Origin of the sequence: Lentzea kristufekii, assembly GCF_033949925.1 — a bacterium.
Taxonomy (GTDB): domain Bacteria; phylum Actinomycetota; class Actinomycetes; order Mycobacteriales; family Pseudonocardiaceae; genus Lentzea; species Lentzea kristufekii.
In genome coordinates this window covers 1-12,628 of record NZ_JAXAVV010000037.1, presented here as the reverse complement: position 1 = coordinate 12,628, position 12,628 = coordinate 1, and the positions used below count along the sequence as shown (strand labels likewise).

At 68.5% G+C, this 12,628-nt stretch carries 8 protein-coding genes and 1 pseudogene; 7 read left to right on the top strand and 2 right to left on the bottom strand.

The features are described 5' to 3' along the window. The first annotated feature begins 265 nt into the window (after positions 1 to 265). Positions 266 to 1,474: a type VII secretion-associated serine protease mycosin gene (mycP, locus tag SK571_RS42825; protein ID WP_319989832.1), complete on the top strand. Its 1,209-nt coding sequence runs from the start codon at positions 266 to 268 to the stop codon at positions 1,472 to 1,474. 293 nt (positions 1,475 to 1,767) lie between these two features. On the opposite strand, the gene SK571_RS42820 is transcribed toward mycP, so the two are convergent. Both SK571_RS42820 and eccCa read right to left on the bottom strand, forming a co-directional pair. Next, entirely contained in the window at positions 1,768 to 2,100 is a 333-nt protein-coding gene (locus SK571_RS42820; RefSeq protein ID WP_319989831.1) for a hypothetical protein, read from the bottom strand. A 261-nt stretch (positions 2,101 to 2,361) separates the two neighbouring features. Beyond that, the gene (gene eccCa / locus SK571_RS42815) at positions 2,362 to 6,336 is read right to left on the bottom strand and encodes a type VII secretion protein EccCa (protein ID WP_319989830.1); all 3,975 of its coding nucleotides are present in this window, start codon (positions 6,334 to 6,336) and stop codon (positions 2,362 to 2,364) included. A gap of 127 nt (positions 6,337 to 6,463) precedes the next feature. On the opposite strand from eccCa, the gene eccD reads away from it, so the two are divergent. The 6 genes and pseudogenes from eccD to SK571_RS42785 all read left to right on the top strand — a co-directional run. Continuing rightward, positions 6,464 to 7,861, top strand: coding sequence for a type VII secretion integral membrane protein EccD (gene eccD, locus SK571_RS42810; protein WP_319989829.1), 1,398 nt, complete (start codon positions 6,464 to 6,466; stop codon positions 7,859 to 7,861). Beyond that, the gene (eccB, locus tag SK571_RS42805; RefSeq protein ID WP_319989828.1) at positions 7,837 to 9,294 is read left to right on the top strand and encodes a type VII secretion protein EccB; all 1,458 of its coding nucleotides are present in this window, start codon (positions 7,837 to 7,839) and stop codon (positions 9,292 to 9,294) included. Before eccD ends, eccB begins: the two co-directional genes overlap by 25 nt. Positions 9,295 to 9,426: 132 nt before the next feature. Further along, positions 9,427 to 9,723: a WXG100 family type VII secretion target gene (locus SK571_RS42800; RefSeq protein WP_319989827.1), complete on the top strand. Its 297-nt coding sequence runs from the start codon at positions 9,427 to 9,429 to the stop codon at positions 9,721 to 9,723. Positions 9,724 to 9,761: 38 nt separating this feature from the next. Beyond that, entirely contained in the window at positions 9,762 to 10,049 is a 288-nt protein-coding gene (locus tag SK571_RS42795) for a WXG100 family type VII secretion target (protein WP_319989826.1), read from the top strand. Positions 10,050 to 10,134: 85 nt separating this feature from the next. Then, the gene (locus SK571_RS42790) at positions 10,135 to 10,470 is read left to right on the top strand and encodes a DUF2563 family protein (RefSeq protein WP_319989825.1); all 336 of its coding nucleotides are present in this window, start codon (positions 10,135 to 10,137) and stop codon (positions 10,468 to 10,470) included. 118 nt (positions 10,471 to 10,588) lie between these two features. Then, positions 10,589 to 12,628, top strand: a pseudogene (locus tag SK571_RS42785) (hypothetical protein); the annotation flags it as partial.

Here is a 12,628-nt window from a genome sequence, read left to right as displayed (position 1 = left end):
GGGAGCGTTGCAGGGACGTTCCCAGGCTGCTGTTGGCTCATCGCGTGTTCGGCCGCGGCGTGGTGGGTGTTGGGAAGTGTGGCCGGGTGGCCTGGGAGCGTTGCAGGGACGCTCCCAGGCCACTGTCAGTTCACGGCCGGACAGGTGAGGGATATCCCGAGGATCACCCCGGTTCTGTTCCGCACCAGCGCCTCCCCGCCCTCCTGGTTGATTCGATGAGCGTTCCTGAAAGACCCGTCTTGCGCACGAACAGGAGGACGCCTTGGTGAACCGCCGAACGCGCGTGCTGCCGGTGCTCGCCGCGGTTCTCGCGTGCGTCGCGTTGCCACAGCCCGCATGGGCGGACGTGCCGAGGATCCCCAACGGTCGCAGCTGCCTGCCTCCTCCGGTGGCGAGCGCGGGAACCGTGCCGTGGGCGCAACAACAACTGGCGCCGCAACGGATCTGGTCGCTCACCCGCGGCGCCGGCGTCACGGTGGCCGTGGTCGACACGGGTGTCGACGGTGGCGCGGTGCAGCTGTCGGGACGGGTGCAGCCCGGCCTGGACGTCCGCGGTCCCGGCAACAGTCCGGCGAACACCGACTGCTTCGGCCACGGCACGTTCGTGGCTGGCATCATCGGTGCGGCTCCCGTCGGCGGGACGATGTTCGCGGGTGTGGCGCCCGAGGCCACGATCCTGCCGATCCGCATCGCCGACGACGCGACCGACACCACGGCGGCCATGCTCGCCAAAGGAATCCGGACCGCGGTGGACCGCGGCGCGCGTGTCGTCAACGTGTCCGCCAGCAGCCCGCTGAAGGACGGTGACATGGAGGCGGCGGTCGCCTACGCGGTCGCACGCGACGTGCTCGTCGTCGCGTCCGCGGGCAACAGCGCCGAGGAGGGCAATCCGACGCCCTACCCGGCTTCGTTCGAGTCGGTGATGGCGGTTGGCGCGACCGACCAGACGGGCAAACGAGCGTCCTTTTCGGACACCGGGAGCTACCTCGACCTCGCCGCACCCGGTGTCGACGTGTGCAGCATCGGGCCGGGCGGGCCGGGGCAGTGGGAGGCGAGCGGCACGAGCTACGCGGCGCCGTTCGTGAGCGGTGTGGCCGCTCTCGTGCGTGCCTACCGGCCCGGCCTGACCGCCGCGCAGGTGAAGCACCGGCTGGAGGCAACCGCGGACAGGCCGCCGGCGAACGTGCCCGACGCCGCTTTCGGCTGGGGCACCGTCAATCCCGCCGCGGCGGTGACCGCGGTCCTGCCGGAGGAAGGCCCGGCGGGAGCCGCGCAGGCCCCGATTCCGCCGGGTGCGCACGCGGTCCCCGCGCCGGTGCGGGACAGGATCTCGGGGGTGCTGGTGGCGCTCAGCGTGCTGGGCGTGATCCTGGTCGGGGCGGTTGCGGTCCTGTCGGTGCGGCTGGTGCCGATCGGGATGCGGCGCCGCTGGCGGCCCGCACGCTCGGTGGAAGTGCTCCCGGCCGAGGAGTGAGAGTCCGCGGACACGTCGAACGCGTTGGGGTGCAGCAGGACCGCGCGATCGACCGCACCCGCGCGTGATGGCGATCCGCGTTGCGTCGGCGCGACCGCGACGCCGGATTTGCCGGCGTTCATGGGGGAGTGACCTCGGACCCCTGGGCGGCAACATCGCGCCGCACCTGGAGTTCTTCGCGATCACTGTTCGCCAGTGCGCATTACGCGCTGAACGACCTGTGGTCATGGACAAAAAAGATGCCAAGGGCAGCGATCGCGCGCTGCCCTTGGCATCGAGGTCCGTTGCTCGGGCTAGTTCTGCCAATCTCCGCAGATAGCGGCCACAGTCGCCCGGTAGCCACCGTTCTCCCACCAGGTGGACTTCGAGTTGGAGCCTTTCGAGTAGGCCTTGCCCGACGAACATTTGTTGGTGGCGTCACTCATCGCCCTGGTGATGGCCTGTTGCCGCGTGTACCAGTCCTGAGTGGTTCCCTTGGGCCATTGCTTGGCGAGTGGTGCCCACCCGTTGCCCACGACATGTGCACCGTCCGGAGCCGTCGCCGCGAAGGCGGGAGTGGCCGTCACGAGACCCGCGACCGCCGCGAACGCACATGTCGCAACAGCGAAAACAACTCGCTTCTTCATGTAGTCCTCTTTCGTCATCAGGCCCAACTACGCCTGAACGGGAACGACCTGACTTCCTCAGCCGAGCTCGATGCAGTGCCCTTCTGCTCCTCGGCACTGCGTCTTTCAGCTCACTCATCGAAACAGCGAGAAAAACGCGAAAAGCCCTCAACGCCGGGACGAGCTCATCCTGGGGGGATAACCCTCACCTGCGAGGTGGCCGAGGACGGTTCGAACGACGAGACCCCGCCGGGGTGGCCGGTGACCACCCCGGCGGTGCCGTCACTTCGGCACGATCGGCGTCTGCAGGAGGTTGATCGTGCGGCGCCGGTTGACGAACTGCGCCCGGCCCTGGGGCAGCGTCTTCGGCCTGACGTTGCCGATGAAGACGCCCTCGTCCTTGGGGCAGGAGAACATCGCCACCGCGACGCCGAGCTCCCACAGCTTGCGCATCAACGGGCTCATCATCCCCCGGCCCGCGTTCGCGGTGCTGCGCGCGATGATGAGGTGCAACCCGATGTCCGCGCCGTGCGACAGCAACGGCACCAGCGGCTGCATCGGGTCCTCGTATCCGCCGGTGTCGGCCAGCTCGAAGTCGTCGATCAGGATGAACAACCGGCCGCCGGACCACCAGTCGCGCTTGCGCAACCGGTCGGGCGGGATGTCCGCTCCCGGCACCCTGGTCTGCAACAGCTCGGCCACCTCCCGGATCGACTCGGTGAGGCCGTCCGTGCTGACGGTGTAGTTGATCTGGTGGTCGAGCGGGACCGAGTCGTGCAGCTCACGCCGGAAGTCGACGAACATCACCCGGCCCTCGTCCGGGCTGTAGTGCTGGGCCACCGCGCCTGCGATGTGCCGCAACAGGTTCGTCTTGCCCGTCTCCGTGTCACCGAAGATCAACAGGTGCGGGTTGGTGTCGAAGTCGTGCCACTGCGGGCCGAGTGCGCCGTCCTCGATGCCCAGCGCCATGGTGAAGTCCAGCTCGGGCGCCGCCGCGACCGGCCGGGGCAGCTCGGCCACGGTCAGCTGGGTGGGCAGCAGCCGCACCAGCGGGGCGCGTGGCGCGGTGGGCAGGTCGAGCGACTCGGCCAGCACGGAGGCGGCGTCGGCGACGTCGTCGGTCGTGCTGGTGCCGTCGATGCGGGGGAGTGCCGTGAGGAAGTGCATCCGGTCGGCGGTGAGGCCGCGGCCGGGGATCTCCGGGACGGTGGCCGCGGCGCGGCTGTTGATCTCGGAGTCCAGCGGGTCGCCGAGCCGCAGCTCGAACCGCGAGCCGAGCACGTCGCGCAGCCAAGGCCGCATCTCCGACCACCGGTTGGTGGCGATGATCAGGTGGATGCCGAAGCTGAGACCACGCGCGGCGAGCTCGCTGAACCGGTCCTCGAGCTCCTCGTAGTCCTGGCGGATGGTGTACCAGCCGTCCACGACGAGGAACACGTCGCCGTGCGGGTCGACGTCGGTGAACAGGCCCTGCCGGCGGGCGCGGCGGTAGCTCGTCATCGAGTCGATGTTGTTCTGGGCGAACAGCTGCTCGCGGCGCGCCATGAGGTTGCACATCTCGGCGACGGTGCGGGTGACCCGTTCGCGGTCGAGGCGGCTGGCGAGGCTGCCCAGGTGCGGCAACCGGGCCAGCGCGCTGAGCGTGCCGCCGAAGTCCAGGCAGTAGAACTGCACCTCCGCCGCGGTGTGGGTGAGCGCCAGCGCGCTGATCAGCGTGCGCAGCAACGTGCTCTTGCCGGACTGCGGACCTCCGGCGATGCCGACGTTGCCCCTGGCTCCCGAGAGGTCGGCGCTGAGCAGTTCACGCCGCTGCAGTGCGGGCAGGTCGACCAGGCCGACCGGGACGCGCAGCACGGAGGTGTCGTACTCGCCGATCGGGCGGGGGCCGAGCTCCGGGTGGTCGACCAGCGGAGGCAGCAGCTGGTCGAGCGTCGGCGCCTGCTTGAGCGGAGGGAGCCAGACCTGGTGCGCCACCGGGCCGACGCCCCGCAGCTGGTCGATCAGCACGTCCAGCATGGTGCTCGCCGGTTCATCGGTCTGCTCCGGTTCGTCGTCCACCTGGGTGGACTCGACCTTGGGCGCCACGTACTCGGTGCCGAAGGCGACCAGGTGCTGCTCGACCTCGTCACGACGGCGCCGCCTGCTCGACGGCGCGCGGTAGGGGCCGGAGCAGTAGGCGCCCTTGAAGCGGATCAGCGTCTGCGTGTCCGAACGCAGATACCCGTTGCCGGGGTTGTTGGGCAGCTCGTAGGCATCCGGCACACCGAGAACGCTGCGGCTCTCCATCGCGGAGAAGGTGCGCAGACCGATCCGGTACGACAGGTGGCTCTCGATCTTGTGGATGCGCCCCTCGTCGAGTCGCTGACTGGCCAGCAGCAGGTGCACGCCGAGGCTTCGGCCCAGCCGTCCGATCATGGCGAAGGTCTCCACGAACTCCGGCTTGCTCGTCAGCATCTCGCTGAACTCGTCGACGACGACGAACAACGCGGGCAGCGGCTCCAGCTGAACTCCCTGCGCGCGGGCCGCCTCGTAGTCGCGCCGTGAGGCGTAGTTGCCCGCCGCGCGCAGCAGTTCCTGACGGCGGTTGAGCTCACCGGCCAGTGCGTCCTGCATGCGGTCGACGAGGTCCAGCTCGTCGGCGAGGTTCGTGATGACGGCCGAGGTGTGCGGCAGCTTGTCGAACCCGAGGAAGGCTGCGCCACCCTTGAAGTCGACCAGCACCAGGTTGAGCTCTTCCGACGAGTGCGTGGCGACCAGGGATAGCACCAGCGTGCGCAGCAGCTCGCTCTTTCCCGAGCCGGTGGCGCCGATGAGCAGGCCGTGCGGCCCCATGCCGCCCTCGGCTGCCTCCTTGATGTCCAGCTCGATGGGCGTCCCCGTCGAGGTCATCCCGATCGGCACCCGCAGCCGCTTGCGGGCACTGGCTCGTGACCGCCGGTACGGCGTGGGGTCGAAGGACCGCAGGTCGCCGATGCCGAGCAGGCTGGGCAGCTCGTAGTCGCTCGCCAGCGGCTCGTCCGTGTCCTGCGCCTCGCCGACGCGATAGCGGGCCATCAGCCGCGCGAGTGCTGACGCCGCCTGCGGGCTGAGCGAGTCCGCCCGGCACAGCGGGCTGGGCACCGGCTTGCCCAGCCGGTCGAACGAGACCGTGCTCAGCTGCCCGTCGACCACGTCCAGGTACAGCGTGTGCTGCCGGGACTGCCAGGACAACGCACCGGAGAGGTCGAGCACGATCGCGTTGCGGAAGCCCTCGTCGAACGCGCGGTGCTCGTCGGGCAGCGAGACACCGTCGACCACCACGACCACGAACGGTTCGGTGGCGCTGATCGGGCTGTCCGGTTCGAACGGCGGCCTGCCGACGAACTCCGCCCCGCCGAGCAGCCGCTCCAGCTCGGTGATGCTGTCGGCGACCAGCCGCCGGGTCCCGGTGGCGTCCTGGGCGTCGAGGTTCTGGTTGTGCGGCAACCACTTCACCCAGTCCCAGTGGGCTCGCGCCTCGTCGCTCACGCAGACGGCGATGCGGGCCTCGCCGGGACCGTGCGCGGTGGCGAACTGAGACAGCAGCGCGCGGACCAGGCCGCGCACCTCCTCCGGGTAGCCCTGGAACTGCAGGCGGGCGAACGCGCGCAGGTACACCGCGATCGGCGCGTCGTCCAAAGTGGAGTAGGCGCGGATGAACCGCCGCAGCGCGTGGGCGCACAGCGGTTCGAGGTCCTCCAGCGGCTTGGACTCGGCCGGTGGCTGGAGCTTCGTGGCACTGCGCTGCTTGCCGACACCGATCCGCACCTCACCGAAGTCCTCGTGCATCGGACGGCGTTCCCACAACCTGTAGCCCATCGCCGTCGACCACAGCGCCCGCGGGTCGGGATGCACCCACAGGGCGGCTTTGTGCTGCTGCGAGAGCGCCGTGCGCATCTTGCCGCGCAGCTGTCCGAGGTAGCGGACGTAGTCGCGGCGGTCGCCGTGCAGCTTCTCCTTGTGGTCCACCCCTGACCGGAGGAGGTTGGCCACCAGCATGCCGATTGCCGCCACGAGCATCAGGCCACCGCCGACGTAGGCGAGTGCGCCGGAGCCGGGCCGGACGAACATCAGCACCATCGCCAGCGAGCTCAGTGCCATGGGCGCGTACGTGAGGACAGCACCGACACCGCCGCCGGTGATCTCGGGCACCGATGGCGGTGGTTGCAGCTCGATCTCGTCGCTGGGCGCGGTCGGCCCCGGCCTGCGCGTCCTGCGCGTGAACATCTCTGTGGCCACCTGGACTCCTCTGCTGAAGGGTTTCCCCCCGATGACGCGATCTGGTGATCGGCGCCACCGGGAGCGGTCGGGCCGCGGTTAGTTTCCGCAGCACGCTCGTCGCTCGCAGAAGGATCTGGTGTCCAAAATGGAAGAACGCACACAGAATCGCACAAATGTGCCGACGAGGCTACGGTTCGTTCTCGGCGAAAAGGCAGTGGATGTGGCACTGCCGGGAGATGTCCAACTGGTCGACCTGTTGCCGTCGATCCTGGCCCAGTTCGGAAAGGAGTGGATCGAACAGAGCGTCGACCACGAGGGATGGGTCGCGCAGCGGCTCGGCGAAGCTCCGCTGGACGAGGACAGGTCTCCTGCCGAGTTGAACCTCCTCGACGGCGACACGATCTACCTGCGGCCACGGGGCGAGGAGATGGCCCCGCTCGACTACGACGACCTGGTCGACGGTCTCGCCGAACGGGCCCGCGCGGACGCGGGCAAGTGGACGCCGGAACGCTCGCGGCTGATGCTGCGGGCAGGTGCGCTGACGGCACTGGCAGCCGGACTCCCAGCCCTGTTCGCGGGTGCCGGGACCACGTCGTTCTGGGTGCTGCCCGGTGTGCTCGCGCTGGTCTTCGTCATCGGTGCCGCCGCGCTCACGCGCACGATCGGCGACATCGTCAACGCCACCGCGCTCGCACTGGTGGCTCTCGCCTATGCGATGGCATCGGGCTGGTTGTTCGCGTCCTGGCTCGACCCCGGTGGTGAGTTCGGCGTGAAGGTCGTCTGCGCGGCGGCCATGGCGATCGTGACTCTCGTGCTCGCGCTGGTGGCCATCGCTGATTCCGCACTGATTTTCGTCACCGGCCTCGTGTTCAGCCTGCTGGTGCTGGTTCCGTCGGTGATCTGGGTCTGGTCCTCGCTCGCGGCGCAGCAGAGCGCGGCCATCGGCGTCGCGGTGAACTTCGTGGTCGCCTTGTTCATACCTGGTACCGCTTTCCGGCTCGGACGTCTCAAGCTGCCCATGCTCCCGACCGAGGCCGCCGAGGTGAAGCAGGACATCGAGCCGGTACCGCACCGGGTCGTGGCCGAACGCAGCACGATCGTCTTCGGCTACCTCAAAGCGCTTTATCTCGGCTACGGCGGTGCGCAGACGGTGCTGCTGGTCGGATTGGCCGGCAGGGGCGGGAAGTGGCCGCTGATCCTCGCCTCGCTGTGCGCCCTGCTGCTGTTCCTGCGCTCGCGTCACCTCAGCGGTCTCGTGCCCAGGTGGTCGCTGCTCGTGCCCGCTGGTGCCGCGGTCGTCACGATCGTGCTGCGCCTGGCCTACGGCGAGCACCCGCTGGACCGGGTGCTGGCGGTGTGCACTCCGCTGCTCCTGGTCGGAACGGGACTGCTCGTGCTCACCCACGTCCTTCCCGGAAAACGGCTTCGTCCCTACTGGGGACGCGCGGTGGACATCCTCGAGTACGTGGTGGCGATCTCCATCGTGCCCGTCCTGCTGGCGGTGCTCGAGGTCTACGCGTGGATCCGGGGGGTGAGCGGCTGATGCAGTCGCGCAGGGATCAGGTCCAGGCGTACTTCTTCGTCGTCGGCCGGTTGGTCTCCGGTCTGATGCAGGGCAAGCCGGACGTCTTGGAACACCCCAACAAGCGGTTCAACAGCGGCACCTTCGTCGGTGTGCTGATCGCCGGTCTGATCGTGGCCTGCGTCGGCATCTTCGGGCTGTTGTTCCCCGGTGGCAACAACTCTTGGCGGGTGCCGGGCACCGTGGTGATGGAGAAGGAATCCGGAGCGCGCTACGTCTACCTCGACGGCCAGCTGCGTCCCGTGCTGAACCTCTCGTCCGCGATGCTCGCGGCGGGTACCGAGGTCAGGTTGGCCGCGGTGGACAGGAAATCGTTGACCGGCGTGCCGGTGGGTACGCCGATCGGCATTCCCGGTGCGCCCGACGGACTGCCGGGCGCGGACCGGCTCAACACCTCGGCGTGGACGGTGTGCGCCAAACCTGCGGACCGGCATGCCGTGGCAGGCAAGCCGACCGTGACGCTGCGTCTTGACCAGGTGCACGGTTCCGCTGTCCCGCAGGAGAAGGCGCTGCTGGTCTCCACAAAGGACGGTGGCGTGTTCCTGGTGTGGCGCGGCAACCGGCACAAGATCGCGGACTCGCTGATCCTGGAGGCGCTGGGCTACAACTCGGTGGTGCCCCTGTCGGTGTCACCGGCCTGGCTGAACGTCATTCCGTCCGGGCGGGACGTGCAACCACCGGCCATCGCGGACGTGGGCAAGCAGGGTCTCCCCATCGCGGCCAAGCCCGGCCTGGTCGGACAGGTCTACCAGCTGCGCAACCCGGCCACCGGGTCCAACGAGCTCTTCGTGCTCAAGACCGACGGTCTGCTGCCGATCAGCCGCACCGTCGCCGCCATGCTGCTGGTCAGCCCTGCCACCAAGAACGCCTATCCGGACGCATCGGTGCGACCGCTGGACGTGGGACCTGGTGACGTCTCCGGCGTGCCTCTGCTCCCCGGCGATCCCATCTCGGCCGACCTGCCGCGGACGCCGCCGGAACTGATCGATCCCGGCGCGTCCGGCGAACCGTGCCTGAGGTTCGATCCCGGCGTCGGCGCGGAGCGCGCACCCGTCCTGCTGACACTGCCACTGTCCACAGAGGACGTCGCGGTGCCGCCGGCCGGCAAGCACGCCGAGGGCAAAACGGCGGACCAGGTGGTCATTCCGATGGGCAGTGGGGCGTTGGTGCGCACCGTACCCGCGCCCGGCGCGCTACCGGGCACCGCGTTCCTCGTCACCGATCTGGGGGTCAAGTACCCGTTGGTGAGCGACGAGATCGCCGGCGTACTGGGGTACGGGCACGTGAGCGGGGCAGGAGTCCCTCCCGCGGTGCTCGCGCTCCTGCCGACCGGGCCCGCCCTGGACCCGAAGGACGCGCTGGCGAGCAGGCCGATCAGCACTCCGGGCTCATGAGGGTTTTTCCCCCGACTTGATCCTCGAGGGCCCTTTGCCCACCACAGGGAAGCGATCGGATCTCTAATTGAACCGCGGCCGCTTCTGGCGTACACCGGACGGCCTTCGAAATTCACTCAGGAGGTTATGAGAATGGCCGGAAACAACACCACGCTCACGCCGGCAGAAATCGAGAGCTGTGCTCAGCGGCACCGTACTACTTCCTCCAGCGTCACCTCGCAGCTGACCACGGTCAGCGGTCAGATCAGCGCGCTCTCGGGCTCGAACAAGGGTGCCATGATCAACAAGCTGATCACGGTTCACCAGGACTGGGACTCCAGCATGAAGAAGGTCGTCACGAACCTGGACGAGATGGCTTCGACTCTCTCCAAGGCCGGCAGGACCCTGCAGACCCAGGACGAGACCAACGCCGGCAACACCTCAGTCTGACGTTTTTCGAGAACCTTTCTCACTGTTAGGAGTGCATTGTGACCGGAGCGATTACCTACAACTACCCGGCTCTCGACGAGGGTGTGCAGGTGATGAGGCGCGCCAACAACCAGATCTCGGACGAGACGAACAACCTCATCCGGGACACCAAGAACCTTCTCACCAGCTTCGAAGGTCAGGCGTCGACGGCATACGACGCGGCCGCGCAGAGGATCTCGACGGCCCTGAACGAAGGCAACGCCAAGCTCAACACGTTGTCCGGCAAGGTCGCCACCGGAGCCCAGGGCATGGGCGACTCGGACAGGCAGGCTGCCGCCTCCTTCTGAGGTCTGGCGGGTGGTGCCGGACGGCTCGTGTCCGGCACCACCCGCTCCAGCATCCCAGTGATTCCACGAACCAGAAAGGACTGACATGGCTGATGAGACCTTCATCGAGCCCTCAGTGGTTCTCAAGACGGCGGGCACCATCCCTCAGCTCCTCAGCGACACGTCTTCATTCGAGCACTGCGCCTCCATCCCGACGAAGGCAGGGAATTTCCAGGCCGCTCTGACGCTGGAGCAGGTGGTGCACGCCAGGCAGTCGGGTCTGCTGCAGCACGTCTCGGATCTCCAAACGGCCCTCCAGCAACTGGGGGACAACCTGACCAAGGCGTGCAACACCCTCGTGGAGAGGGATCAGGACAACGCCGGGCAGCTCGAGCCGGTGGTCACGTCGCCCACGTTCAACGACTACGTGCCCACGCTGTAGATCGCCGATTCCGATGACGTTTCTTCGGCTGAAGTGGGCGCCAGTGCCTCCGTGGCACTGGTGCTCACTTGAGCTGTCTGGACCCGCGCGGACCCTGTGAGTGCGAGGACGACTGGACATGACCACGCCGAACGACGATCTCATTCAGCCGCCGCCTTTCACACGTGGCGGGCCGGGCAAGTTCGCCCCTGCGCCCGATCCTGAGTGGACGGACACGCCGCCACTGCACACGACGGGTGGACCGGGCAAGGACGGGACCGTCAGGCCGCCCCCTCTCATCACGGTGGGTTCGCACTCCGGCACCGGGTTGGACAACAACTCGACCATGAACCGGTGGACGACGTTGCCACCCGGCATGGTCCCCGTGCGCCGAGGCTCCGGCGATGGGAGCACCGGCGGGATCCAGATCGGCAGCCTGGACGATGTCGGAGGTGGTGCCGGCGACATCAATGGCATCAACTCGATCGCCCAGTTCCAGGCGGTCGCGGGTGCGGCACTGGATCCTGGGGCCCCTGCGGGCTGGATCGCGTTGTCCTCCGCGTTCTCCGCGGCGGTTGCGCAGTTGCGGACCTTCGAGGAGAACCTCCTCAGTGAGATAGCGCAGATGGCCCTCTCCTTCAGGGGCGAGACGGCCACCGCGGTCAACGACTACGTGTCGAACCAATTCATCCCCTACAGCCGTGCGGCCACCGCGACGCTGGCGAGCTATCCGGCCGCACTGGGCGGGATCGCGAACTCGATCGTGTCGTTCCAGCAGACGGTGCAGCAGACACAGTCAGCCCAGTCCCAGCGGATCGACATGATCGGTCGCCAGATCGGCGACCTCGCGGCGAACATCATTCTGGCGGGCGGCACCGCCGACGCCACGGCGATGGTGAACAACGCGGTCCAGCAGGACCTGAACAACGTCGTCCTGCCCCAGCTGCGAGCTGCCCTGCTGGCACTGTCCGGCGGCTACGCGAGCTACGGAGGCCAGCTGGCCGAGTTCGGCTCCGGCTCCGGTGTCCGCACCGGGTCAGGAGCGGGCGGTGGGGGCACCGACGGGCGGGCTCAGGATGTACGCACCGCCACCGCGACGGATGCGGCCAGGCCCACCGGCGTGGAAGAGCGTCTCCGCGGGGAGGACCCGGCCAACGGCGCCGGCGGGACGGAGCAGACCACCAAGGACGCTCAGCTGGAGGCCATCAGGCAGAGCAAGGAGACGTTCGACAACACGATCGACCGCATGATCAGCGAGTTGCCGCCCCCCGGCGTCTCACCACAGGCCGATGCGCAGCGCGCCCTGCTCGAACAGATCAAAGCGGAGGGCGACCGGCAGTTCGACGACGCGGCGCGGCAGGTGGAGGCCAGCGACGCGCAGACCGGCACGGCCTCGGACGACGGCACTTCCCGCACCGAGCAGGAGGTGTACGACCAGGCCCAGCGAGAGATCGACGATGCGATCGAGGACGCGAAGCACGACGGCGACGGTTCGGGCACGGGTGGCTACGGCTCTGGAACCGGTACGAGCACCGGCACCAGCCCCGAGCGGCAGAGGGCGTTGGTCGACGCCAAGCGGGACATCGACAAGAGGCTCGACCAGATGGAGAGGGAGGCGCAGGGCGACCCCGAACGGCTCGCCGCGCTGAAGGACGTCAGGGAACGGGTCGACGACACGTTCGCCGGGCTGATGGCCGGTGGGTCCGGTGGTGGTTCCGCCAAGTCCGAGCGGGACAACGCGCTGGACGAGGCGAAGAAGGAAATCGACAGCGACTTCAAGGACCTGGAGAACACCGGCGGTGGTTCCACCGGCGGTGATGGTGAAGCGGCCAGGCAGAAAGCGATGGACGACGCCAAGGCCGCGTCCGACAAGGCCAAGGCTGACATGGCCAACGTCACCGGTGGCGGCGGCGGTGGCAGCGCAGGTGGCGGTAGCGGTGGCAGCGGCAGCGGCAGCGGTGGTGGCGGCAGCAGCGGCGGCGACGCCGCGAAGGCGCGCGCGGACGCCGCGAAGCAGAAGGCCATGGACGCGGCCAAGGGCACGGCCGACGCGGCGAAGGCTGCGATGGCAGGCCTGAACGGTGGCGATGGTGCCGGCGGTGGTGCTGGTGGTGGTGCTGGTGGTGGTGCTGGTGGTGATCAGGCGCGTGCGGATGCTGCGAAGCAGCAGGCGATTGCC